We start from the raw sequence: 25021 nt of genomic DNA on the forward strand, positions 1-25021 counted from the left end.
ATGGAAAAAATTATTGATCTGAGAAGTGACACTACAACTCTGCAGAGCTTCAACGTTATACATGCAATAAGTAATGCAACTGTTGGAGATTTTGCTTATGGTGAAGACAAAAGCTGTAATGACTTATCAGAATATTGCAAACAACTATTCAAAGTAGAAGAAGCATTATTTGTAACCAGCGGTATGCTTGCAAATAGATTAGCCATTGCCAGTCAAACAAGTCCTGGTGATGAACTCATAACTCATTATAATTATCACGTTAATTTTTTCGATAGCGCAGGCAATGCAAAAGTAAATAATATCGTATTTAATTGCATTAGAAATAATAGCGGAATCTTAGATGTTGATGAAGTAGAATATGCTATTAATTCTAAGCCGAGGTATAAAATTTTTGCTCAGGTGAGTCTTGTTTCTATAGAAAATAGTATAAATGGGTTTAATGGTAAAATTTATCCTTTTGAAAAACAAGTTGAGTTATATAACTTTTTAAAAGCTCACAATGTAAATCTTCATTTAGACGGTGCAAGAATATTTAATGCTCATATCGAAACGAATATTGCTTTAGCAGATTATGCTAAATACGTGGATACAATGAGCTTTTCTTTTACTAAAGGACTTGGAGCTCCTTTTGGTTCAATGCTTATGGGTAAAAGAGAGATAATTGAAAGGGCTAAAAAGCTACAGGTTTGGCTAGGTAGTGGTTATCATCAGATAGGGTATTGTGCTAATGCAGCAAAATACGTACTACAGAATAATATCTCTAGGCTTAAAGAAGATAATAAGCTCGCTAAATTACTTGCAGATAAGATTAAAGAAATTCCACACATAAAACTGGTACTACCTTATCCAGAAACTAATATAGTAAGCTTTAGTATAAAAGCACTAAATGTAACTAATGAGGTTTTCTTGAGTAAGTGCCAAGCTTATGGTTTATTGCTTTTTCCTTGGCTCGAGTCTCATATAAGAGCAGTTACCCATCTTGGCACAAAGAAAACAGACATCATGAAAGCTGCTGAAATTATAAAGGAGGTTGTGTTAAATTTAATATGAGAATAAAAATAGATTTCTTTAGCGATTCAAACACTGACCCTTCAGCTAAAATGAGGGAAGCGATGGCTAAAGCAAAAGTTGGAAACGAAGCTGCATGTGAAGATCCAACTGTGAACGAATTAGTGGCAACCGCATGTAAAATATTAGGTAAACCTGCAGGAATCTTTTTGATTTCAGGAACGATGTCCAATGTAATTGCTTATAAAGTACACATTCAAAGACCTGGTGATTACTTGCTGCTTGATGAAACTTCACATCCGCTCATAGTACAATCTGGCTTGATTGCGGCCCAGGCACATGCTACTCCTTTGCCCATCAAAGGTACGAGAGGAATATTTACTGGAGAACAAATTGTTGAGTTTATTACTCGTCCTAGTTTAAGAAATATTCCGAGAGTTGGGCTTGTTTCTATCGAACAAACGACAAATTTTGGTGGTGGAGCTGTGTGGCCTTTAGAATATATTCAAGAGATCTCAAGTCTCTGCAAAGAGAATGACGTATTCACTCATTTAGATGGAGCAAGACTGTTCAACGCTTGTGCTCATACTAAAATATCTCCAAAGGAGTATGCAAGTTATTTTGATTCGGTATTCATTGATTTTAGTAAAGGATTAGGTGCTCCAATGGGCGCAATATTGCTTGGAAGTGAAGAGTTTATTGAAAAAGCTTGGTACTATAAGTTTCAAATTGGCGGAGGTATGCACCAAGCTGGCATTATTTCAGCTGCATGTTTATATGCTCTACATAATAATGTAAATTCTTTAGAAGAGGATCATAAAAAAATGCAGCACCTTATAGAAGGCCTAGACTCCATAGATCAAGTTATAATTGATATCGACCTGTATAAAACTAATATAGCGTATTTTTCATTACGTACTAATTGTATATCTACTCAAGAATTAATAAACGTACTAATGACAAATTATGGAATTAGAATGGCTAACATCAAAGGTAAAATCAGAGCTATAACACATAGAGATATAAGCTATGAAGATATTAATACTACTGTATCTGCTATAAGAAAGATACTAAGTAAGTAATTTTTTGCACTAATTGTTTGCAAACTTCTTGTCAAACAATATTATACCAATATAGTATTATGCTAGCATCTGCATAGAGCTATTTGGGAATAGGTGTGAACTTTGTCTTCTTTCAATATTTACTATTCTTCTGTGGATATATGCTGCTTTATTTATCAAGACAAAGTATACCAATTGCTCTACCACTGTTAATAGATACTGACCATGTAAAATTAAGCTATTTTTTTGCCTGCTTTTCTTTTTTTTATGGAGTATCAAAATTTGTTAATGGAATAATAATGGACTCCAAAAATAATCCATTATTTATGTTTGGGCTATGCAATATTGCAACTGGATTATTAACCATTGGTATAACTTTATCATATAATAATCTAACTTTATTACTGTTAACATTAATATTATTAGCTTGGACACAAGGGTTAGGTTGGCCAGCTATTACCAAGTTTATGGTTACAAACTCTAGCATCTCTTCAATTGCATCATCATGGGGAGTTATGAGCTCATCTCAGCAACTTGGTTCTTGTATTACTTTAATTGTATTACCAAGTATAATTAAAATATATGATGCAAAAAGTGCATTTTTGTACTCTGGTCTCTTATGCTTACTTTTTGGAATTTATATAATATTAAAAGCATATTACAAAGAAAGTGCCAACTTTACTACCTATTATAAGGTGCATAAATCTCAAATAGGTATCAAGGTAACAAGTTCCATATGGTTTCTATGTTGTGCTACTTTTTGTGCTTATATTATAAAAATGGGAATCTTCTTTTGGTTTCCTATAATTTTAAGGGATAAATTACAAATTTCTCTTGTACAATCCTCACTAATAACAGGTGTATATGATTTAGGTGGAATCCTTGGAACTTTAATCACAGGAAGAATTAGTGATATGTACTTCTTTCAAAATAGAAGCTTGCTGGCATTACTTTACATGTTGGGTATAGCACTCACTTTTATTGCAATGAACTTTGGTCAAAACATAATTCTTATGAACCTTGGTGCAATCTTATCAGGATTCTTTATATTTGGAGTGCAAGTACTGACAGGTGTTATAGCTATAGAAATTGCTCCACAAAATAATGTATGTGCAATTGTAAGCTTAACAGGATTATTTGGGTATATTGCAAGTTCAATATTTTCATGCGTGGTTTTAGGAGTACTTGTTAAGCACTATGGTAACAGTATTATGTTTTCATTTTTTTCCATTTGCTCTGTTGTTGCACTCGTTTGCTTTTCCATACTATCAAGCAAAGATCTAAAAAAACTAAGTAAAGCGGTGTAAAAAAAATTTCTCAACAGTTAAACTTTGTAGATAGATTTTTTACCCAAGGAATAAACATGGTAACCATATCTTAGTAATAGCTCGCTATCTAATAAATTACGGAAATCAAAAACATTAGGTGCAGCCATAATACTCTTTAAACTTGCAAAATCTTGATTTTTAAATTCTTTCCACTCCGTTAATAATAATAAGGCTTCCGCGTCTCTTGCAGCCCCTATAGCATTGTCTGCGTACTCTATATCCTTTAGAACTTGCCTAGCATTATCCATCCCCATTGGATCATATGCAGTAATTTTAGCCTTGTTATTCACTAACAATTTTGCAATATCTATAGCTGGGCTATTTCTTACATCATCAGTACCAGACTTAAAAGTTAGCCCCCATATTGCTATTTTTTTATTTTGGACTCCATTTAATACATATTCTACCTTTTTAGCAATGTTTGTTATATGATTATAGTTAGATTCCTTAACTGAATTTAAAATTTGTAGCTTAACATTGTGGTCTTCAGCAAGCCTTATTAAAGCTGACAAATCTTTAGGAAAACATGATCCTCCAAATCCTGGACCAGCTTTGAGAAATTCCTTACCTATTCTATGGTCCATTCCCATACTGTTAGCTAAAAGGTCAATGTCTGCTCCTAATAGCTCACATAAACCTGCCATCTCATTGATAAAAGCAACCTTTGTTGCTAGAAAGGCATTAGAAGCATATTTAATCATTTCAGCAGTAACTGTATCAGTGACTATTAACGGAATATTCTTATCTATAAATGATCTATATATAACTTCTAGTTTTGCCCTAGCTAGCTTAGTTTTTACTCCTATTATTATCCTATCTGGGTATAAAAAATCTGATACTGCAGAGCCTTGCTTGAGAAACTCTGGATTAACTCCTAAATCAAAGTTATAGCCCTTATTAGATAAATAATTATGTATATTTTCTGCAGTACCAGGAGGAACAGTTGACTTTATCACTATTAAGCAATCTTGATTAACTCTCTCATAAACTTCACTTACTGCATTATATACATTCTTTAAATTTGCATTTCCTAGGGAGTCTGATGGAGTATCTACAGTTATAAATACTACTTCTGTATTGGGATTTATTTGAAAATACGAATCGAAAAATCTTATTCTTTGTGACTTTATATTATTCTCTAAATAATCTGCTAATCCAGGTTCATATAGAGGAATTTTCCCTGATTTCAAAAGTTCAATCTTCTCAGTATTTATGTCAATGCAATCAACTTTATGGCCCTGCTCCGATAACATTGTACCAGATACTAATCCTACATACCCTACTCCTATAATAGTTACGTGCATTTTATTATCACCTTAAAAATATAGCTTAGCATCTAAAATAAATACCATTAACAATTATAAACTTTTGTTGTTAGATTATTTTTCTTAATTGCCTTACCTTCCGAATAAGCTATAAATAAGGTTGATGGTATTAATATCAAAGTACCATATAAAGCACTTTTATCAGGTAATTCATTAAATATAACGTATGTTACTATTGCAGAAATTATTAGCTCTATGTATCTATACGGTGCAAGTGCAGTAGCATCAGTAAGAGCAAAAGCTTTTAACATGAAGAACAGAATTAGGTTTGAACTTATTCCTAAAATCAGCAGTAATACTAACTCCAACAAGGAAGGCATATGCCAATAAAATAACAAAGGTGGAGTAGAAAAAATAGTTGTCGTTAGAGCTGAATAAAATAACATACTTATTACTGACTCTTTTATTACAAGTTTCTTATTAAGTATGTCTAATATAGCAAAGATTAATGCAGATACAATAAAAATAAGAATTTTAGGATTAAAATCTTCACTATGAGCTTTGGTAGTAATAGCAATACCAACAAAGCCAATAACAGTTACTATCCATCTTTGCCAAATTATATTTTCGTTTAGCAAAGGGATTGCAAGAAGTATAACAAATAATGGTATAGAAAAACTTATAATCGTTGCAGTTACTATGGGGAAAACAGTCAACCCGTAAGTCCATAAGGTCATTCCACAAAACAACAACCCACCCCTGGTTATTTGAGTAGATATTTGACTTGTTTTAAAAGTTTCTATTCCATAGTAAAACATAAAAGGTACAAGGGTAATAGTGGTAAACAGAAAGCGGAAAAAAATTATTTCAAAACTCTGAAGATGTAAACTTAGATATTTTGATATAGTATCATTAGCTACACTACTAAGTAAGCTAAGTATAAACCAGATAACCCCAAACAAATAAGCTCTCAATCTGTAATCCATAAAGCTTCTGATTTAATAGATACGATGTACTCATATAATTTTACTACAAAACTAATAATATAAAAGTTTTCTGATGTACGTCCCCAGAATGTGATCGTAAGGGTTCATTATAAATAATTCGGGAAATTTCGTCTCTTTAGACATATTAAGAGCTATGTAACGAACGTTTATATTTGTGAGTAATAGTAAGGCTCAAGGTAAGGAAAATGCTAGTGAGGTAAAGTAGAATAACGTTGATTTGATAATTTAAGCTCATTCCCTCTTGCTACATCTCTCTTTAAATATCTCCTCTTTTGCAGCAGGTCTATAATTACTGCTTAAATTTAGGTGCACACTAATTTTTCGATTTATATATTATTCTAATGCTTGTATAATACCTTCATTGAATATTTGATTTTGAGGTAATTAGATGCCAAAAAGTAAAACTAAACGTGGAACGGAAGATTTGAAGGGTAATGCAGGCCCAAGCAAAAGATCTCGTCTCAGTTCTGATCCTAAAAAAAATAAAGAGATTATCTCTAGCAAAGTAATAAGTAAGCTGAAGGATGTTGTTAAAGGTGATAGAACTTCAGCTATTGAGGAATGGGTCAAGTCTCACCCTGTAACAGTAGAGGGTCTAACCGTTGAGCAATCGGACCTCTTATGTAATGCGTTTCGTGATGAATCCTGTTGGTCAGGTGCGACACTAGATGTTGCTAAATTGGTAGGAGAATTAGCTAAATCAGGTGTGTTGAATCCATTTGCTATATATAAAATAGCATGTATTGAGTGTGTAGAGAGTGAAATTAAGCAATTATTTGACAAGGCGTTAGAGTCTTTTAGATCTGACTTATCTCATAAAGGTGCATGTGAGGAAGATAGGAATTTAGCTTGCAGTGATAAGCTTGCAAGAGTTGAATTGTTAAGTTCCATGGGAAGACGTGATCCTGTTTTCAATTTCTGGATTGATCAAGAATCAGGTAACCTTAGAGAAAATATAGAAGCAGAAGATGGATTTAATAAGGCTGTAGATTTCAAGTGGAGTAAGGGAGTGGAACACTTCTATAATCGTCTGTGTTCTGAAGAAAAATTAGTGAAAGAAGAGAGAGAAAAATTGCTAGTTTCTGCTATTGCAAAATTATCTCCATTGCAATCTAGCTATAAACTTGCTTCTACCTTAAATTCCCTTCTAGGTAAAGTCATAAGCGCAAAAGTAGATCATAAGTCACTACTTGGGCTACCGAATAAGAAAGATAGGGGTGTGATCTATCGTCCTCTTAGTTACTTAGTAGAGCACGGTTTTCTTTGCACAACTAAGTATGTTATCCAGTACTTGAGCGAGGGATGTTCAAGATCTGAAGCAGAGAAAATGCTTTCACCTAGAGGATATGCACATCTTCTCTCATCGCTTTCATTTGTTGTAGTTTCTAAAGATTATGACTTGGATAACAGGAATGAAGCAAGGTCAGCTATTAGCAGTCTTTGGGAATCTAGTGTATTTAACCAAAATAAAATAAATGTTGTCGATCCTTTTAAAGATAGGATTGCTTTTGTTGCAATGGAAAATGCAATTTCAAATTTGATTGTAGATCAGGAGAACAGCAAGGATACTCAAAGTGCTGGCGATGGTGAAAAAGTTGATTTGGTCTTGAGTATTTTAAAGTTTGCTAAAGATTGTTGTTCAGACAAAAGCTTTAAATCATTAAAAGAGAGGATAGCAAATAGTTTAGATAAAACAAGGAATTCTAAGATGATAGATGCAACTAGCTCCTGCAATTTAATAGAAGAGTTGTGTAAGTCAGCGAGAAATTTGAATTTATTCTCTGCTAGCACTGAAGGTCCTCAATCTACGTTAGTGGGTACTAATGTTAGTATTTCGCCTGCTGCAGTTGTTAACAAATAGGAGTATTTATGCATGGTAATAATGAAGATCGTGAATTAGTTAGGGCTTTATTAAGTGGAGGTTGTGATGAGTTTAGTAGACAATTTGTAGGTTTTTTAAACAACTGTCCATCTTTTTTGCATTCGGCTAATAAGCCTGGCTTTTTTCCTACATTCTTTTTTGGTATGTTTTCTACTGCACATGATGCAGGTATATTAGTTGAAGATGAAAGAGTCTATTTTCGTTTTGACAATTATGGAAATCTAAAAGTTGCTGTTCTCACTAATAAAGAAAATAGAAGAATAGTCAGGTGTTATACTGTTGCTGATAATGAGAACAGCCCTGGGTCAAGGTTTAGTGCAGAAGAGAAGCAGCAGGTAGAAGAGAATCTTCCACAAGAATTACAGGAAGATGAGGATCTGGATTGGGAAGAGTATAAAATATTTCGGTTTGGAGAAGAATGTAGGTTTATTCATGAAATAGATAGATTTCCTCAACGTGATGAACCTGGAGCTCCAATTTTTCATGAAATTAACCCAATCAGAGAACAAGGTGAATTGTTAGACCTGATGAGTGAGTTGGCAAATGACGATACAGGAGAAGTGCGTACTAATGTTAAAAGAATTTTGGAATATGTTATTGATATCCATGATGAACATGAAGATAGCTTAGTGTTTCGTGCAGAGTCTGATTACCACGGTTTTCTGTGTGGGTTTTTAGTAAATTTTAGATACCGAGCTGTGGCTGATTTCTACCCAGAGCTACTTATAGGAAAAGGTTATGCAGATGTTGTTTTGCTTGTTCGTGGTGTTGATCAGACAAATGATTCGGTTCCAATTATAATTGAGTTGAAGGTTGGTGATGAGGAAGGATTAGAGCAAGCTAAAGATTATGCTAAAAGTTGTTCTGTTTCGTCTTTGCCTATTCATACCTCATCACCAAGTGCTGTTTGTGTAGCGTTAAATTTTCAATTACGTGGAGGTGCTGGTCTCCGAACTTCTGTGCAGGCCTTTTCAGAAGGTGGTCTTTCCTTAATACCGGGTTTACTACATCCTCATGGAAATGGAGTTAGGGGAAATGTAAAACGTTTTTTACAACCCATAGCATCAGAGTTCACTCAATCGCCTCATTGTAACACTTTTTCCTGTACATCATCGTTTGTTTTTGGAAATGTTTTATCTACAAGGAGGGACTTAGAAACAAATGATGGGCGGGAGGTAAGGGTTACCAAGTATCTATTTAACCACTCTCAGGGAGAGAAAATGAAACGTACAGGTGGTAGGGGAGATGCAGCAGATATTGTAAGCCATGCGTTAACTTTAGCTCTATTTTTATCAAATATTGTTTTTTTTGTGCTTCACATTTTTCGTCGTTTAAAGTGGCAGACTTTACCAGACAAGGCATTGAACCTGTCGTTACTGCCTCAAGCCACAGATGATGCTAAGGTGCGTCAAGTACTTTGTGAAGTAGATGTCCAGGGTCATCTGGAAGTGGCTTCTGCAAAGAAATTCGAATCACTACGTGCTTACTCACGTTCTCATAGTGAAGGTTATTTCGAGGGAAGGTTTTCAGAACAAATGGGTAATGTTAGGAATTTACATCAACTTGCAGATCAGTTGATGAGTGCTGAGCCTAATTTTAGTAATGATAGTAATGTTAATGGTGAGTACAGGGCTAGGTATGAAGTTTTATTTAATGAGATTTCTCGTCTGTTGTCTCCGTTATTAAATGGAAACCGTCTACTCGTGAACAATGAAGCTAAATTTCAGGCTTTGTTGCGTGGGATATTTCAAAGTTGCGATAATCCTGCCAAGGTAATTATTGAGTTCCAGCTACAGAGAGGAAGGAAAATAGACCTAGTATTATCAAAATCTGCGGAAAATGATGATACTCATCCAATTGGAATAGAGTTGAAGTATGCTAACACCGCAGAACAAGTTGAACGAAAAAGGGTGGAGGCAAATCGACAGTTAAGTGAATACGAATTTTGTGGAGGATGCAAGCGTATTACTGGGGGAGATGCGATGGTTTTGTTATACGCTATATTAAATGCTGTAGGACAAGAGCAGGATCTGATATTGATTGGTGGGCTTCGTAGAGCATCTGGGTTTTCTAGATGACTTGTAACTAATAAAAGTACCAAAGATAAGGTTGTTTATGGGTAAAATTATGCATTAAGCTAGAGTACGGTTGAGTAAGGTTGGAGAAAAAGCAAGGTCTTTGAGCAAGAAAATTTGATTTATGTTTTCTTAAGTTAAAGTTAACCTGATGAAGTTTGTATAATTTATTGTTGGAGTTTTTTTGTTCTATTTTTACTGTAAGTTCAATCTGCTCTATCTTTGGTCTTTTTTTCTTAGTTTTGCGGCAAGTCTAATATTTTTACTACTTAATGGAATAACTTGCAGAAAGTGGAGATATAATGCTAAGGCAGAGGAGCTCAGACAGTTATCTTAAACAATAAAGAAATACTAAAGGCAAAAGATACGCTTGCGTAGTTCGAAAGCTTTCTATAGGATAAGCCTCACCTGATTTACAAATAGACTCGTTATGTTAGATGTTTGCTATTTATTCTTAAGCTCATTTTAACAGCATTTTGCTTTTTTTAGTATGTAGGGGTTTTCTAGGAATTATCCTACTGAATTCTATGATATTATTTTTTGTAACATTGTTATACTTATCATGATAAGGGAGCTGGCGGAGTTTGTCAAGTAAGTTTTTGTATTTTAATTTTAGAATTTTATAGGCTTTTGTTCTCATGAAAATTATGTTCTCATGAGTAAATTAATGTTATCCTTTTTTGTTGATCTAAAGTTTCTTATGTTCATACACTTACGTGTTCATAGTGTTTATTCGCTGCTTGAAAGCTCGGTTAAAATTGAGGAGCTGATCGGCCTTTGTTTGCGAAATAAAATGCCAGCGGTTGCAATTACTGATTCAGGTAATTTATTTGGTTCACTTGAGTTTGCAGAATATGCGGCAAGTAGGGGAATACAGCTAATAATAGGATGCAATATTATAGTTAAACATTCAGAACAAAATTTACCTATATTATTGCTTGCAAAAAATGAGCAAGGGTACACTAATTTAGTCACTTTGGTGAGTGAGTCTTTTAGAAAGCGCAAGAATAACAGCGATATTCCTTACGTTGATTTTGATGAGCTATTGAATTTAAGTACGGGTCTGATCGCTTTAACCGGTGGATGTTTGGCTCAACCATTGTTGGGGCAAGATAAAGAAACGGTTGAAAAACTGCTTTCAGCATTCAATGGTCATTTATATGTTGAATTGCAGCGTCATGGGCTGAATAAAGAGCTAGAGCTTGAAGAAGCTTTGATAGACTTTGCTTATCAGCGCAATATACCACTAGTTGCAACGAACGATGTGTTTTTTCCAAATAGGTCTGACTATGAGGCTTATGATATATTAACGTGTATATCGGAGGGGAGTTATGCCCTGGAGAATAACAGAAAGAAGTTAACTACCGAGCATTACTTCAAGTCTGTGGCAGAAATGGAGGAGCTGTTCAGCGACATTCCCGAAGCAATTCATAACACTTTAGTGATAGCTAAGCGGTGCTCTTACATGCCAAGAAGCAGGCAGCCTATTTTGCCTAAATTTCCTTGTCGAGAAAATAAAACTGAGAATGAAGAACTGAGGGAGCAGGCAGTTGCAGGATTAGAATTCCGTATTGCGAATGAGACAGACATAGACCTTAAACAATACTACGATCGGCTGAATTACGAACTGAGTGTGATAACTTCGATGAACTACGCTGGCTACTTTTTGATAGTTTCTGATTTCATTCGTTGGAGCAAAGCAAATGGCATTCCAGTTGGTCCAGGAAGAGGCTCTGGTGCTGGATCAATTGTTGCTTGGGGCTTGCAGATTACAGACCTTGATCCAATAAAGTTTGGCCTAATATTTGAAAGATTTTTGAATCCTGATCGTGTATCGATGCCTGACTTTGATATCGATTTCTGCCAAGAGAAAAGGGACCTGGTTATTGATTATGTTCAGAAAAAGTACGGTTATGTTGCTCAAATAATCACTTTTGGTAAATTGCAGGCAAGGGCAGTATTGCGTGATGTTGGTAGAGTATTGCAAATGCCTTACTCTCAAGTGGATAAAATATCTAAAATGGTTCCATTTAATCCAGTAAATCCTGTAACTTTATCACAAGCGATAGAGTTTGATCAAAACCTGCAGAAAGAGCGGGATAGTGATGAGGTAATTGCAAAGCTTCTTGATATATCTCTTAAGCTTGAAGGAATATATCGTCACGTTTCAACTCATGCTGCTGGAATTGTAATATGTGATCAAAAGTTGGAAAATTTTGTTCCTGTGTATTATGATCCAAATTCAGCTTTGCCAATCACTCAATACAGCATGAAATATGTGGAGAAAGCTGGGCTAATAAAATTTGATTTTCTTGGGCTTGGTACGCTAACGCTAATAGATCATGTATGTCGTTTAATTAATCGTGATGGAAAAAAGATTGATATTTCTTCAGTTTCTTTGAATGATCAAAAAACCTATGAGATACTCTCAAGCGGTGATTCAATTGGAGTGTTTCAGCTTGAAAGTTCGGGAATGAGAGAAGCTTTAATTAAACTAAAACCGGACTGCATTGAAGATATTATCGCTTTAATTTCCCTTTATCGTCCAGGACCTATGGATAACATTCCAACTTATGTTGCAAGAAAACATGGACTTGAAAAGCCAGATTATATTCATCCGTTACTTGAGGAAGTATTAAAAGAGACATTTGGGGTAATAATTTACCAAGAACAAGTGATGGAAATAGCCCGTATTCTTTCCGGGTATAGCTTAGCGGAAGCAGATTTGCTGAGACGTGCTATGGGTAAGAAAATCAAGGAAGAGATGGATAAACAACGTGAACTTTTCATCCAAGGGGCAACGAAGAATGGCGTTGATTACGACAGGGCAAGTTATATCTTTGACCTTGTTGCAAAATTTGCTGGTTATGGGTTCAATAAATCTCATGCTGCAGCATATGCGGTGATATCTTATCAAACGGCTTACCTTAAAGCTAATTATCCATTAGAATTTTTTACAGCACTAATGAATCTGAATATTGATGATAGAGATAAACTGAATTTATTTTATCATGCAGCAAAGTTTAGTGGCGTTACCGTTCTTTCACCTGATATAAACAAGTCTCAAGCTGAATTCTCAATAGAGGATGAACGCATACGTTATGGTATTGCTGCCTTGAGGAATGTTGGTTTTTCTATAGCGGAAGGAATAGTGAACGTACGTTCAAGCGCTTGTAAGGACATATGGGAATTCATTCAAAATTCAGGTCATATAATAAATAAGAGAGCGCTAGAAAGCCTGATTAAATCCGGAGCATTCGATAGCGTGCATAAGAACAGAAAGCAGCTATATGAGTCAATGGACACGCTGATTTACTTTGCAAATAAAAACAAACAGGATAGAGAATCAAGTCAAGCTGCTTTGTTTGGTAGTCTTGATGTCCTCAAACCGAAACTTGAGAATGTGGAAGATTTTGATGAAGAGGAAAAATTAGAACATGAGTTATTTTCACTAGGATTTTATTTAACTAATCATCCGCTTGAAAAATTTAGAACTCTTCTGGAAAAGTTAAATATTGGGTTTATCGGAGAAAATAGAACAGCAAAAACTGCTGGGGTAATATTAAATGCACGTATGAGAACTTCAGAGCGTGGAAGGTTTGTTATCCTCACACTTTCTGATCCCCATAACGTTTCTGAAATAGCATTCTATAATAATGAAATAATAGAAGAAAAAAGAGATTTATTTTCACCAGGAACGTTTGTGATAATTGATCTTGAAGCTTCGGAAAATACAACAAGATTAGCAGGCAAGGATATATCTGAGTTTACAAAAAGAGTCACTTCTACAATAAAAGAATTAGTTCTCACCACTGAGTGCACGGATTCGCAAAAAGCCGCTATGGAATTAAACACAATATTGAAAGATGAAGGCAGAACCAAAATAATGCTAAAACTTCTTCTCGAAAAACATAAAGTGAGCATCTTATTACCAGGTGCATACTCAATTGCTCCTCAAGTAATTTATGAAATATCTAATTTAAGCTGGATTAAAGGCGTAGAAATTAATACAAATAACTTGCTTATATAAAAAAGCTTTATATAATGAAATATTTAATCGGTATTAAAGGAAGATATAGTGAATCTTTATGAATTTACTTTTATAGCACAACAAGGATTGTTACAGCAAGAAGTAGAGGAGATGGTCCAAGAGCTAGCTGTTTCATTGAAAAATATTAAAGCAGATATTATGTTCCAGCAAATCAGGGATATTCTGAAAAAAGGAAATGACAAGCTTACAAAACAAGAGTTAGAAGTGCGTGCTGAGGACATTAAAGAAAGTCTAGTTGCTTACTCTGACTTCTTGGAAGATCTTACAAAAATTTTATGGGTTGAATTAGAAGAAGATCTTTCAAATTTGAAAGAAGTGAAGTCAAAAATCGATAAAGAGTTGAAAGATGACCTAAAAGATTTAGGAATAACGCAAGATTTTACAAAATTTCTAGGAGGCAGTACTAAAAGTGCGTTTATCCATAACGCAGTAAATGCTTTGAAGAGAAATATTTCAGAACATCTAATAAAGATTTTTCAAGATATTTTGAAAGATTTTAGAATAAACGGTCCAACTCAATCGAGCAAAGCGTTGGAAATGCTTTTGAAAAACATTGAAGCATCAGGATTAATCAAGTATGAACATTGGGGTCTTTTGGATTTTGCATATCACAAAAATAAAATGAAGAGCGGTCATTATTGTATAATGTGCATAAGTTCTACTGCAAGCATTCTGGATGAATTTATGCGTAGAATGAAACTTAATGAGAACGTTATTCGCCACTTTCCTGTGCAGGTTGATAAAATTTTTGAAGGTAAATCTCATATGATGAATAAACAAATTGAGGAGCAAAGCGCATAATGATGAAAAGACGAAATAGTTTTAATAATTCTTACGTATCTGTAAATAATAGGACTGGCTTTAGGCGTTCTAAAGTTTGCCCTCTTGCTGCGTCTAAAGATGAAGACATAGATTATAAGAATATAGATTTATTATCCAAGTTTACCTCTGACTATGGTAGGATATTACCTAGAAGATTAACAGGCGTATGTGCAAAAAAACAAAGGAAGTTACGCTTAGCGATCATAAGGGCACGTTTTTTAGCTCTTATTCCTTACTGTACTAAAAAAGTTTAGGTAATTTATGTTGATAATTTTAAAGGAAAATATAAGGACTTTAGGTAAGCTTGGTGAAGTTGTCAAAGTTAAACCAGGTTATGCACGTAATTTTCTTTTTCCACAAAGAAAAGCGGTGAAAGCTACCAAGGAAAATTTAACAAAGCTAGAGGAGCAACGTTTATTACTGGAAGAAGAGAATATAAAAAGATTAAATGTAGCAAAAGAGCTTGCGTTGTCACTACATGATAAGTTTGTGGTATTAATAAAGCAAGCTTCAGAGGATGGTAAAATTTTTGGTTCTGTAACAACACGTGAAATTGCGAAAATTTTACTACAAGAAGGACATGTGATAGATCACCGTAGTTTATCTTTTGGTGGAGTAAGCATCAAAAACTTGGGTGAATACCAAGTAAACGTAGAATTACATAGTGAAGTAGTAGTACCAATTACTATATACGTCGTGAAATCCGAAACAGATGCAAATGAGCTAAGGCAAGTAAAATTGCAAAATCAGAAGTCTGAGCAACAAGAGGCAGAGCAAGATGCGAATAAAGAAGCTACTGATGGTGATGATAGCTGATCAAAGATGATCCCTTGTTATAGTCGTAAAGAAATGTCTGCCATGGCTAAGCTGGTGTCATCCCAGTGCTTCCCTCATGTCATCCCAGTGCGTGACACTGGGATCCAGTTTATTTCATCATGGACATTATTTTATGCTTCTAGAATCCGTTGTCCATTGAATAATTTGCAAATACTTTTATATCTGGATTCCAGTGTCACGCACTGGAATGACACCATTATTGGAATAAATCAAAAATGATTCCCCGCTATAGCAGAAAAGAAATGTCTTCCATTTGGGAGGAAAATAATAAATTTAATATATGGCTTAAAATAGAAAAATTAGCGTGTGAAGCTCAAGCAAAGTTAGGAGTGATTCCGAATAATATTGCTGAGAACCTCTCTGGTGCTATTGAATTTGATGTTGAATGTATCAACGAAATTGAATCCATTGTAAAACATGATGTTATAGCTTTTCTGACATATATTGCTAAAAAAGCGGGAGTTGATGTTCGTTATCTTCATTATGGAATGACAAGTTCTGATGTTTTGGATACATGCCTTGCGGTGCAACTGAAAGAGTCCTGTGATATTTTGCTCGAGAATCTAAAAAATTTACTTGCAGCATTGAAAAAAAAAGCTGAGGACTATAAAGATATTGTTTGTGTTGGACGCAGTCACGGAATGCATGCAGAACCAACAACTCTTGGAATAAAATTTGCCAGATTTTATGCTGAATTTAAACGCAATTATCAGAGATTAATTAGCGCGCAAAAAGAGATCTCAATTTGTAAAATATCAGGTGCAGTAGGCAATTTTGCAAATGTTGATCCGTTTGTTGAAGAATATGTAGCGAAAGAAATGGGACTCATACCTGAAACCATATCATCTCAAATCATTCCTCGTGATAGACATGCCATGTTCTTTTCAGTTTTGGGAGTAATTGCAAGTTCAATAGAAAATGTTGCTGTTGAAATTCGTCATTTGCAAAGAACTGAAATCGGCGAAATTTCTGAGCATTTTTCCACTGGGCAGAAGGGAAGCTCTGCTATGCCACACAAATGTAATCCTATTTTAAGTGAAAATCTGACTGGACTCTCACGTTTAATACGCAGTTATGTTTTTCCTGCGTTAGAAAATGTTGCATTGTGGCACGAACGTGATATATCACACTCGTCTGTGGAAAGATGCATTGCTCCTGATGCTTGTATAACAATGGATTTTGCTTTAGTGCGATTAACAGATTTGATAGATAAATTGGTGATCAATAAGGAAAACATTGAAAAGAACTTAAATTCTTCAAAAGGTTTAGTTTTCTCACAGCGTGTATTGCTTGAGTTAGTAAATAGTGGTTTGGCGAGGGAAGAGGCGTATAAAATTGTTCAGAGCAATACAATGAAAGTGAAACAAAACAACAGTGATTTTCTGGCCGAATTGAAACAAGATAAACCCTTACTTAAGGTTATTAACTCGGAAAAACTTGAATCTTTGTTTGATTTGAAGTATTATACGAAACATATAGATCGTGTGTATAATAAGGTTTTTAATTAGGCTGAGTAGCTCAGTTGGTAGAGCAGGAGGATCATAATCTCTTGGTCGGGGGTTCAAGTCCCTCCTCAGCCACTCGAACTAAACTATGTTTAGCAAAACAGTGCTATTGGTGAAACCCAGTGTCAGTTACTTGGAATGAGTTGTATATCCACTCAGGTGAGGAGACAATGGATAAGAGATTGTGAAAAGGGTTTAGCTTTTGGCCTATGATCTCTTTAAATGACAGAATTTCACTACAAAACTTAACTTTCTTCTATGCAGTTAGCTAAGTCAAGAAAGGTGAATCTATCTCTTGTTGTAAACGCAAGATCGACCACTTTACAATATTGTTCTTTATTCCAACTGAGGTGCTCTGGTAAGTGTGGAATTGATAGATCTTCAAATATTTTTTGCAGGTGTTTTGCAGGTAGTAAATTTTGCTTAATTAAACTGGAAATATTATGCCATTCTTTACAAATAATCTCTTGGATTTTTTGCTGCATAATTTGCTTCTGTTCAAAAGTTCTTACAAATTCGATATTATCAAAGTACTGAGTTATATGTTTTACATCTAAAGTGGTCGGTTTGATAATCGGGTTTTGTATTGATAATATCTTTTCCTGTAAATTAGCCATAGTAATCGTTGTGACAGCAATTTTTTCACCATGTAGTGAGGAATAATCTTTTGTTACCATTTCCATTGCGTGAGCTATCATATGCTCTCCTTGGCTTGCAGAATAGCTGCCTTTTGACATCACCATTCCAAGTCCTGAAATTAGTAGAACTTCCATAAGTAATAGGACCTCTTTTCCACTTCTTTTAGTAAGCGCCGTATATTCTCTTAGCAAAATTTGCTCCAAATCGTGAACAAGTGTAAAAGGTAATTCATTGTATTCTGTGCTAAGCAACAAATGAGATAGTAGCCAGTCAGCCTGAACTGTTGAACGACAAATGAAATCTGCAAATCCGCTTAATGTGAGGCGCAGTGGCGCATTGGCAAGTATGTCTATATCTATATATATTGCTCTTGGAAGATGTGCTTTGAACGATTTTTTATATCCATTTACTAATATTGAAGCATTTGCGGATGTATATCCATTCATAGAAGCGGCTGTTGGAAAGGATATATAATCTTTTTTCTCGAGGTAGCTTGCATATTTGCAGATATCGTTAACGGTGCCGCTACCAAATGCAACTATTAAGTCACTGTCTTTTACTTTGTTTCTCACTAGATTTACGGTTTCAAGAGAGGCAGCTCTGCTTGGTGTCATTTCTCTACTTGATGTCATCCCAGCGCGTGACACTGGAATGGCAGGTGGGGTTGGAATAATTAAATGAGAAATTTTATTAAATACGTTTTTGTTTAAAAGTTTTGCTGTATTTTCATCTGCAACTAGAAAGATGTCATTTCCGTGTTGTGTGCATATTTCATAGATATCATCAGCAAGGTGGTAATCTGTTATTACTTCCCTTAGAAAAGTTTGTTCGGTTTGATGTAATATTTGTTTTAAATAGTGCATAGAGTGTTTACAATATAGCAGTATAAGTATTTTAAGATTGACATGAAAATTGACCCTGTAGAGCTAACTAGGAAATTGATCTCTTTTGAGAGTATAACACCAGAAGACAGCGGGGCAATAGAGTATATAGCAACAATCTTCAAGAAGAGCGGCTTTGATTGTGAGATTTTAGAATTTGGTGATAAAGTTAAAAATCTTTATGCGAAATATATAAATGGAGTACCAAATTTGTGCTTTGCTGGGCACGTTGATGTTGTACCACCGGGTCAGTTAAAAGATTGGGCATTTGGTCCATTTAAACCAGAAGTGAGGGATGGAATGCTATATGGAAGAGGGGCCGCTGATATGAAAAGCGGAGTAGCTGCATTTATTGCTGCTATGGTAAATTTGATTGCAGAGAAGTTTCAGTTCAATGGTTCAATAAGTGCATTGATTACCAGTGCTGAAGAAAGCATGGAAGAATATGGAACAAAGGCAGTTTTGGAATGGATGAAAAATAAGCAGAAAAAGATAGATTTTTGTGTGGTTGGCGAACCAACCAGTAGTGAGAAATTAGGTGATACCATAAAAATAGGCAGAAGAGGTTCTGTAACATTTGAATTAATTTGCCATGGAAAACAAGGGCACGTTGCCTACCCAGACCTAGCAGACAATCCAATATATAAGGTAATATCGATATTGAGTAAGGTAAAAAATACTACTTTTGATCATGGTAATAAATATTTTCAGCCTTCACATTGCGAAGTTACTACTATCGATGTTGGAAATAATACTAGCAATCTAATACCTGGCTCAGCAACTACACGTTTTAACATTCGATATAACAATGAACAAACACCGGGTGGCTTATATAAGCTGATTGATGAAATATGCTCCAGTGTAACTAACGATTATAAACTTTCTATGCATAGCAGCAGGGACGTTTTCCTCTCTACTCCCGATAGAAATACTGATATTATGCTTGATGCAATAAGTAAGGTTACCAACATTGATGCTATACTTAGCACAAGTGGTGGCACATCTGACGCTGCGTTTATCAAAGATGTTTGTCCAGTGATTGAATTTGGTATAATCAACAAAACCGCACATCAGATAAACGAATGCGTATCAGTAAACGATATACACAAGTTAACAGCTATATATAAGGAATTTATAGAAAATTATTTCAATCCCACTAATAAAATATTGAATCAGGTCAACGTGGTTAGTAATATATCTAGTGGTCCATTGTTAGCTTAGATATAATCAGATCTCTTGCATAATAAACTTTTGGCAGCGTGTTGAGAAACGAAAAACTTACTTGACAAACCTCGCCAGCCCTCTTATCATGATACTGAAGGTATTCAGTTATCTTCATCTGTGCAGATTAAACAGCAAGAAAACAACGTAGTTGGCGTCTTATTTTTAATTTTTTGCACTATGTGCACCTTATGTCTTCACAACATTTCTGGGTTTTTACCTATATAAGCTGAAACGCGCTTATAAGTCGTTTAAGACAGTATAGTACGCCAATTTGCAGGATTAGAGAGTGACAACTAGCTAACACGGGATTTCTTTTGCCTTTTTTTCTGCTTAGTAAATTTCTTAAACATTTAAACTAAGGTGAGTTGCATTTAAAAGCAGCTAAATTGCAGTGTTTAAGACTTAAAAAACGCCAATACTGAAAATAGACAATGACCAGGGCTTCTTTTGCCTTTTTTTTCATTTGGTAAATTTCTTAATATTTATAGCTAAACGACAACCGTTATCCCGCTACATGTTAGCGGGATCTAGAGATACCGCGGCGGTATGACGTAGAAGCTATACTTTTATAACCCAGTGTCCAATCTGGATTCCAGACTGGAATGACATCATAGGAGCTACTTGAATGACAAAAGAAGAAATACTAGACCTTATACCTTTTGCACTCAAACTCACATAAATCATGAATTATACACGCTTCACACGAAGGTTTTTGTGCTTTGCAAACATATCTACCATGCAAAACTAGCCAGTGATGAGCATAAAGCAGGTATTCTTTTGGAACTACATTTAAAAGAGATTGCTCTGTTTTAAACACATCTTTTTCTTTCACAAGCCCAACTCTATTGCTCACTCTAAAAACATGAGTGTCAACTGCCAACGTTGGAATGCCAAGCCCCGAATTTAAGAACACATTAGCGCTCTTTCTCCCAACCCCTGGTAAAGATACCAAATCATCGAAATTAGTAGGTACTTTGCTGTCGTATCGTTCTACCAATATTTTACTAAGCCCGATTATATTTTTTGCTTTGGAATTATATAAACCAATACTGCTTATGCATTTTCTTAGCTCACTCTGCCCAAAACTCAGCATTTTTTCTGGCGTATCAGTGATACTAAATAGCTCCTTTGTAATTTTATTAACGCTTATATCAGTTGTTCGCGCTGATAGAACTATCGCAACTAATAACGTAAAATCATTGGTATAATTCAGCTCTATTTTTGGTGCAGGATTTGATTGCTTGAATTTTTCAAATATCAGTTCTACTTTTTTTGAGTCCATGCATAGAGCTAAAAGCTTATACTATACTGCCAACCTCTTATTGTGCAAGAATTTGCTTTTGAGGTCCAGACGGCTGTTTAGCGTTAACATCAGACATATTAGTGTTCACTTCATCGAAATTCCTCTCAGCAAATTCGTTAGCCACCTCTGCGAAACACTTTCTAACAAGAGGCATAATTATCGGCATTAATAGTTTTCGCGGGTCATACCGTCCTAACAGATCAGTTTCCTTTTGCACTCTATCCCTTGGATCTTCTTCGAGTAAATCTTTTGCGTGCTTCTCGGCATATATTTCACAACCTTTTGAAAAGACAGAAGCTAGAACTTCAATTAATATTGCTAATGTAAGTAGAGAGCCAAGTATACCTCCGCCAATAGTTAATCTATTAGCAATGAAATTTGTTGTAAGTAGATAAACAGAAAAAGCAGCTAAAGGATAGTTGATAAGAAGCTTACTGCCTAGCGCGATATAGTTCATTTTACTTATGAATTCATCAGTGGAAATTTCTGAATTTTTATACTTTTCCATATAATAATTCACTAATAAACCAAAGGCTCTACTAATAGCGATGTTAAATGCTATGATCCACCATGAAAAATAGCAACCTATAGTAACTGTAGTTAACAGGCTTAAGGGTAGAACACTAAGAGCCCGAATAAGTAGTAAGGCATTTTTACGTTCTATAAATCTTAACGCTAATTCTTTTTTATCCTCATCTACTAGGTCCTTTTTTTCCTTTAGAGGAAAAATATAAAGAAATAGCCGCATACTAGGTTTTGATAAGCGTTTATCAAGCTCGCCAGGGTTCAACGATCTAGAAAGATTGCTCAAAGCATCTCTTGAAAAACAGTATTTGAAATCCTCTTCAAACGAACGATCATTCTTTTTTAATATAGAAGTCAATTCATCAAAATCTTTACCTATAGCTTCTTCACCAATCCCTAGTGTATCGAACAGCTTCTTCCTATAATGAAATTCACGTTCTGTTAAACGTCCATTACTTTCAGCACCAACACTGACTTTAACACAAGGATTTCCTGACTCTAAAGGTTCAATGTACTTTTTTAGCTCTTGATAAGCTTTATAAATCTGATCAAATCTATTTTTGTCTCCACCTTTGTCAGGATGGTTTACAAGTATCAATTTATTATATTGTTTTTTCAGAAACTTGCTAAGAGCTTGATAATCCTTACCTACAATTTGTTCAGCTTTTATCTCTAGTACGTTAAACAGATCATTATTATCATAAAACTCCTGACCAGTTAACTTAAAATGTTGACTCATTACTACACCTCACATAAATACACGATACTATTAGTATAATATATTTAATGTTTCACACAAGCATAAAAATATCAAGCAACCACTAAGAGAAGAAACCCTCTTTCCCATCATACAAATACAACTTATCCATTCTCACCACATCAAAATTATGTTCCTCAAATTTGATTAGCAAGTTATTCACATCACTATTTGTAATTTCATTATTTGCAATGAACCTGCAGGTTATTTGGTCACTTGAAGACTTTGAACTTCCTGGCCAAATCGCAAGGCCTTTTGAATATATTGCTATAATCTGCGGATTACTTGTTTCAAACAACTTCACTATTTGGTCAAAATCAGCCGGCTTACTCCAGGCAAGCGTTATATCGCTACCAACTAGCTTTCTAACTTTGTAATCCTGTTCGTAGCTATTTTGTATTTCACTTATTTTGCTATTTGTACTGCTACCGACTGTAAGCTCAGATAATATTGCAGGCTTCTTTCCTAGATTCCCTATAATAGCTCCTGCAAATTCTTTTGTACCAACTTTCTGTTTACTTCTTTTCTCCTTATATAAATCGGCAGTGTGTATTCCATCCTCCAAAGTCTTGAGCCATGCATCGTAGATTAGTTTTGCAGTACCCACTTGACCTATGTAAATTAGCATATGCACTGCAGCATTTAAAAGACCAGAAGGATTGGCTATGTTTTTTCCTGCAATATCAGGGGCAGAACCGTGCACTGCTTCAAACATTGCGTATTCATTCCCGATGTTGCTACTTCCGGCAAGCCCCACAGATCCAGAGGTTTGTGCGACTATATCTGATAATATGTCGCCATATAAGTTCTCGGTTACTATAACATCAAAATTCTCCGGTTCTGTTGCAACACGCGCCATTCCAATATCAACTATATAATGTTCTGCCTTTATATCTGGGTATTCCTTTGCAATGCGATCAAACGCGGCATGGAAAGTTCCGTCAGTCATTTTCATTATATTATCTTTAGTCAGGCAAGTTACTTTTTTTCTGTTGTGTTTTTTCGCGTATTCAAAAGCGTACCTGCATATTTTCTCTGAGCCAGATCTAGTAATAATTTTAGTGCATTGGTAAGAGTCACCAGTGAGCCTATGCTCTATTCCGGTGTAAACGTCCTCTTCATTTTCACGTATCACTACGATATCAAACTTATCGAATTTATTTTCTATAACAGGATGATATGAAATGCATGGTCTGATATTTGCATACAACCCTAGATTTTTTCTGAGTGCAACGTTTAAGCTTTTGTGCCCTTTACCTTGAGGAGTTGTTGTCGGAGATTTTAATAATATTTTTGTCCTTTCAATTGATTCCCAACCACTTGGAGAAATTCCGTGAGACCATTCTTTACTGTAAACACGCTCCCCTATTTCAATAATATCTATTGAGATTTCCGCTTCTGCTTCGCGCAATATCGACAGCACCGCTTCCATGATTTCTGGTCCGATACCGTCGCCATATGCAACTGTGATTAGTGTTGACATAACTTCCCTAGTTATAAATGATTTAATATTAATTTAAATAATAGAGTGGCACAAGTAGCTAATATTACCCAAGTTAGTATATTTACGGTTATTTAATAACGTATTTTTATATCATATGATGATATTATGAAATATAGGTGGGGTTATGAATACTGAAATAAATGTTAAAGTAAATTATGTAGGATTTACAAGGCGTATTGTAGCAGAAATACTTGACCTCATCATATTTTCCCCTCATTTTATCTTCGGTTTTATCTATGGTGTATTCATCGTATCATTACAAGATCAAGATAAAGATAAAGACTCTTTTCAGGAACTTGCACAACTAGCAACAGAAATACCATTTATAGTTTCTACAGTGGTCGCAACATTAGTACTAACAATATCCAAAATATTAATGGTAACAAAACTTGGTGGTACCCCAGGAAAACTATTGTGTGGTATGCATATTAAAGATGCTAATACATTAGACTTCTTTCGAAACTAGGATAAAGCAGTAAAAATAGTAATTTTGAGGTAAGGAGAAATGAAGTATGAAATAGTGAAAGAGCTCGATAAAGGGGAGTTTCGTCGACTAACAGGAGTAAAGAGATCAACATTTAACAAAATGGTAGGGATTTTATGTGAAGAAAATAAAAAAAAGAAAGCCAAAGGAGGAAGGAAAAATAAGCTAAACGAGGAGAATATGCTGCTCATGGTATTAGAATACTTACGAGAATACCGTACATATTTTCACATAAGTCAAAGTTATGGAGTAAGTGAAAGTACGGCATATAAAACTGTAAAATGGGTAGAGGATACTCTAATACAACACCAAGATTTCGCATTGCCAGGACGAAAAGAACTCCTAAAAAGCGACGTGAAATATGAGATTTTGGTGATTGATGCAACGGAAACACCTGTAGAGAGACCAAAAAAAAGCAGAAAAGATTTTATTCAGGAAAGAAGAAAAAACATACGCTAAAAACACAAATAATTGCAGAAAAGAAGAGCAAGAAAATTATTTGTACGTCATTTTCAAACGGGAGAAAGCATGACTTTCGGCTTTTCAAGGAGTCAAAAGTGCATGTATCAGAAGGTATAAAAGTTTTAGCCGATGCTGGCTATAGAGGTTTTCAGAAAATTCACAAAAATGTCGAGTTGCCACACAGAAGGATGAAAAAGAGTCCCTTAATTAAGGAAAAAAAGGTAGAAAATCGGGAGCTAGCAAGCAAAAGAGTAGTAGTTGAGAATGTAATTGGTCTGTTAAAAAGATTCAAAATTATTGCAGACAGATACCGCAATCGGAGAAAACGTTTTGGCTTGAGATTCAATTTAATAGCAGGAATTCACAATTTTGAGCTGTCTATATGAGTTTCGAAAGAGGTC

20 protein-coding genes and 1 tRNA gene are annotated in these 25021 nt (G+C 34.9%); 15 read left to right on the forward strand and 6 right to left on the reverse strand.

Going from position 1 to position 25021, the window contains the following annotated elements; all coding sequences use genetic code 11:
* From ACICQD_RS05790 to ACICQD_RS05800, 3 genes are all read left to right on the forward strand, one after another.
* Positions 1 to 1050 (forward strand): threonine aldolase family protein, encoded by a 1050-nt coding sequence (locus ACICQD_RS05790; protein WP_149168730.1) that lies wholly within the window; start codon positions 1 to 3, stop codon positions 1048 to 1050.
* A complete protein-coding gene (locus ACICQD_RS05795) occupies positions 1047 to 2090 on the forward strand; it encodes a threonine aldolase family protein (protein WP_149168729.1) in 1044 nt (347 codons plus the stop codon). The genes ACICQD_RS05790 and ACICQD_RS05795 overlap by 4 nt, the downstream gene beginning before the upstream one ends.
* Positions 2091 to 2230: 140 nt before the next feature.
* The gene (locus ACICQD_RS05800; RefSeq protein WP_395461745.1) at positions 2231 to 3376 is read left to right on the forward strand and encodes an MFS transporter; all 1146 of its coding nucleotides are present in this window, start codon (positions 2231 to 2233) and stop codon (positions 3374 to 3376) included.
* Positions 3377 to 3393: 17 nt separating this feature from the next.
* Here ACICQD_RS05800 and ACICQD_RS05805 read toward each other — a convergent pair whose 3' ends face one another.
* Together ACICQD_RS05805 and ACICQD_RS05810 are read right to left on the reverse strand one after the other, a co-directional pair.
* Complete coding sequence (locus ACICQD_RS05805) at positions 3394 to 4701, reverse strand: UDP-glucose dehydrogenase family protein (RefSeq protein ID WP_149168727.1); 1308 nt, start codon at positions 4699 to 4701, stop codon at positions 3394 to 3396.
* Positions 4702 to 4748: 47 nt separating this feature from the next.
* On the reverse strand, positions 4749 to 5648 hold the full coding sequence (locus ACICQD_RS05810; RefSeq protein ID WP_149168726.1) for a DMT family transporter: 900 nt from the start codon (positions 5646 to 5648) through the stop codon (positions 4749 to 4751).
* Between the two features lie 409 nt (positions 5649 to 6057).
* Between ACICQD_RS05810 and ACICQD_RS05815 the strand changes: the two genes are divergently transcribed.
* The 9 genes from ACICQD_RS05815 (at position 6058) to ACICQD_RS05855 (ending at position 16916) form a co-directional block, all read left to right on the forward strand.
* On the forward strand, positions 6058 to 7530 hold the full coding sequence (locus ACICQD_RS05815) for a hypothetical protein (protein WP_395461746.1): 1473 nt from the start codon (positions 6058 to 6060) through the stop codon (positions 7528 to 7530).
* An 8-nt stretch (positions 7531 to 7538) separates the two neighbouring features.
* A complete protein-coding gene (locus ACICQD_RS05820) occupies positions 7539 to 9629 on the forward strand; it encodes a hypothetical protein (protein WP_395461747.1) in 2091 nt (696 codons plus the stop codon).
* 697 nt (positions 9630 to 10326) lie between these two features.
* Positions 10327 to 13656: a DNA polymerase III subunit alpha gene (dnaE, locus tag ACICQD_RS05825; RefSeq protein WP_395461830.1), complete on the forward strand. Its 3330-nt coding sequence runs from the start codon at positions 10327 to 10329 to the stop codon at positions 13654 to 13656.
* A 48-nt stretch (positions 13657 to 13704) separates the two neighbouring features.
* Positions 13705 to 14478 (forward strand): 30S ribosomal protein S6, encoded by a 774-nt coding sequence (locus ACICQD_RS05830; protein ID WP_010082465.1) that lies wholly within the window; start codon positions 13705 to 13707, stop codon positions 14476 to 14478.
* Positions 14478 to 14753: a 30S ribosomal protein S18 gene (gene rpsR, locus ACICQD_RS05835; RefSeq protein ID WP_007548890.1), complete on the forward strand. Its 276-nt coding sequence runs from the start codon at positions 14478 to 14480 to the stop codon at positions 14751 to 14753. The genes ACICQD_RS05830 and rpsR overlap by 1 nt, the downstream gene beginning before the upstream one ends.
* Before the next feature lie 7 nt (positions 14754 to 14760).
* Positions 14761 to 15315 (forward strand): 50S ribosomal protein L9, encoded by a 555-nt coding sequence (gene rplI, locus ACICQD_RS05840; RefSeq protein ID WP_006279792.1) that lies wholly within the window; start codon positions 14761 to 14763, stop codon positions 15313 to 15315.
* 6 nt (positions 15316 to 15321) lie between these two features.
* Positions 15322 to 15555, forward strand: coding sequence for a hypothetical protein (locus ACICQD_RS05845; RefSeq protein WP_077188215.1), 234 nt, complete (start codon positions 15322 to 15324; stop codon positions 15553 to 15555).
* Entirely contained in the window at positions 15552 to 16844 is a 1293-nt protein-coding gene (gene purB, locus ACICQD_RS05850) for an adenylosuccinate lyase (protein WP_395461748.1), read from the forward strand. Before ACICQD_RS05845 ends, purB begins: the two co-directional genes overlap by 4 nt.
* Positions 16844 to 16916 (forward strand) — tRNA-Met (locus ACICQD_RS05855). The genes purB and ACICQD_RS05855 overlap by 1 nt, the downstream gene beginning before the upstream one ends.
* Before the next feature lie 170 nt (positions 16917 to 17086).
* On the opposite strand, the gene ACICQD_RS05860 is transcribed toward ACICQD_RS05855, so the two are convergent.
* Positions 17087 to 18343, reverse strand: a complete 1257-nt coding sequence (locus ACICQD_RS05860) for an iron-containing alcohol dehydrogenase (protein ID WP_010082501.1) — start codon at positions 18341 to 18343, stop codon at positions 17087 to 17089.
* Positions 18344 to 18385: 42 nt separating this feature from the next.
* Here ACICQD_RS05860 and dapE point away from each other — a divergent pair, with 42 nt between their 5' ends.
* Entirely contained in the window at positions 18386 to 19582 is a 1197-nt protein-coding gene (dapE, locus tag ACICQD_RS05865; protein WP_010082500.1) for a succinyl-diaminopimelate desuccinylase, read from the forward strand.
* Between the two features lie 646 nt (positions 19583 to 20228).
* On the opposite strand, the gene nth is transcribed toward dapE, so the two are convergent.
* From nth to icd, 3 genes are all read right to left on the reverse strand, one after another.
* Complete coding sequence (gene nth, locus ACICQD_RS05870) at positions 20229 to 20867, reverse strand: endonuclease III (RefSeq protein ID WP_065106881.1); 639 nt, start codon at positions 20865 to 20867, stop codon at positions 20229 to 20231.
* Between the two features lie 37 nt (positions 20868 to 20904).
* On the reverse strand, positions 20905 to 22152 hold the full coding sequence (locus ACICQD_RS05875; RefSeq protein WP_264373693.1) for a molecular chaperone DnaJ: 1248 nt from the start codon (positions 22150 to 22152) through the stop codon (positions 20905 to 20907).
* Between the two features lie 82 nt (positions 22153 to 22234).
* The gene (gene icd, locus ACICQD_RS05880; RefSeq protein WP_264374215.1) at positions 22235 to 23653 is read right to left on the reverse strand and encodes an isocitrate dehydrogenase; all 1419 of its coding nucleotides are present in this window, start codon (positions 23651 to 23653) and stop codon (positions 22235 to 22237) included.
* A gap of 145 nt (positions 23654 to 23798) precedes the next feature.
* On the opposite strand from icd, the gene ACICQD_RS05885 reads away from it, so the two are divergent.
* Both ACICQD_RS05885 and ACICQD_RS05890 read left to right on the forward strand, forming a co-directional pair.
* A complete protein-coding gene (locus ACICQD_RS05885) occupies positions 23799 to 24140 on the forward strand; it encodes an RDD family protein (RefSeq protein WP_395461749.1) in 342 nt (113 codons plus the stop codon).
* A gap of 39 nt (positions 24141 to 24179) precedes the next feature.
* A protein-coding gene (locus ACICQD_RS05890) for an IS5 family transposase (protein WP_395461446.1) occupies positions 24180 to 25006 on the forward strand; the annotation gives its coding sequence in 2 pieces (ribosomal slippage) (positions 24180 to 24567 and positions 24567 to 25006; 828 coding nt in all).
* Positions 25007 to 25021: the final 15 nt, after the last annotated feature.

Origin of the sequence: Wolbachia endosymbiont (group A) of Therophilus tumidulus (assembly GCF_964277345.1) — a bacterium.
GTDB classification, from domain to species: Bacteria; Pseudomonadota; Alphaproteobacteria; order Rickettsiales; family Anaplasmataceae; genus Wolbachia; species Wolbachia pipientis.

Coding starts and splice junctions, on each gene's coding strand:
- ACICQD_RS05790 (WP_149168730.1), top strand. CDS start 1: ATGGAAAAAATTATTGATCTGAGAAGTGACACTACAACTCTGCAGAGC.
- ACICQD_RS05795 (WP_149168729.1), top strand. CDS start 1,047: ATGAGAATAAAAATAGATTTCTTTAGCGATTCAAACACTGACCCTTCA.
- ACICQD_RS05800 (WP_395461745.1), top strand. CDS start 2,231: ATGCTGCTTTATTTATCAAGACAAAGTATACCAATTGCTCTACCACTG.
- ACICQD_RS05805 (WP_149168727.1), bottom strand. CDS start 4,701: ATGCACGTAACTATTATAGGAGTAGGGTATGTAGGATTAGTATCTGGT.
- ACICQD_RS05810 (WP_149168726.1), bottom strand. CDS start 5,648: ATGGATTACAGATTGAGAGCTTATTTGTTTGGGGTTATCTGGTTTATA.
- ACICQD_RS05815 (WP_395461746.1), top strand. CDS start 6,058: ATGCCAAAAAGTAAAACTAAACGTGGAACGGAAGATTTGAAGGGTAAT.
- ACICQD_RS05820 (WP_395461747.1), top strand. CDS start 7,539: ATGCATGGTAATAATGAAGATCGTGAATTAGTTAGGGCTTTATTAAGT.
- dnaE (WP_395461830.1), top strand. CDS start 10,327: ATGTTCATACACTTACGTGTTCATAGTGTTTATTCGCTGCTTGAAAGC.
- rpsR (WP_007548890.1), top strand. CDS start 14,478: ATGATGAAAAGACGAAATAGTTTTAATAATTCTTACGTATCTGTAAAT.
- rplI (WP_006279792.1), top strand. CDS start 14,761: ATGTTGATAATTTTAAAGGAAAATATAAGGACTTTAGGTAAGCTTGGT.
- ACICQD_RS05845 (WP_077188215.1), top strand. CDS start 15,322: ATGATCCCTTGTTATAGTCGTAAAGAAATGTCTGCCATGGCTAAGCTG.
- purB (WP_395461748.1), top strand. CDS start 15,552: ATGATTCCCCGCTATAGCAGAAAAGAAATGTCTTCCATTTGGGAGGAA.
- ACICQD_RS05860 (WP_010082501.1), bottom strand. CDS start 18,343: ATGCACTATTTAAAACAAATATTACATCAAACCGAACAAACTTTTCTA.
- dapE (WP_010082500.1), top strand. CDS start 18,386: ATGAAAATTGACCCTGTAGAGCTAACTAGGAAATTGATCTCTTTTGAG.
- nth (WP_065106881.1), bottom strand. CDS start 20,867: ATGGACTCAAAAAAAGTAGAACTGATATTTGAAAAATTCAAGCAATCA.
- ACICQD_RS05875 (WP_264373693.1), bottom strand. CDS start 22,152: ATGAGTCAACATTTTAAGTTAACTGGTCAGGAGTTTTATGATAATAAT.
- icd (WP_264374215.1), bottom strand. CDS start 23,653: ATGTCAACACTAATCACAGTTGCATATGGCGACGGTATCGGACCAGAA.
- ACICQD_RS05885 (WP_395461749.1), top strand. CDS start 23,799: ATGAATACTGAAATAAATGTTAAAGTAAATTATGTAGGATTTACAAGG.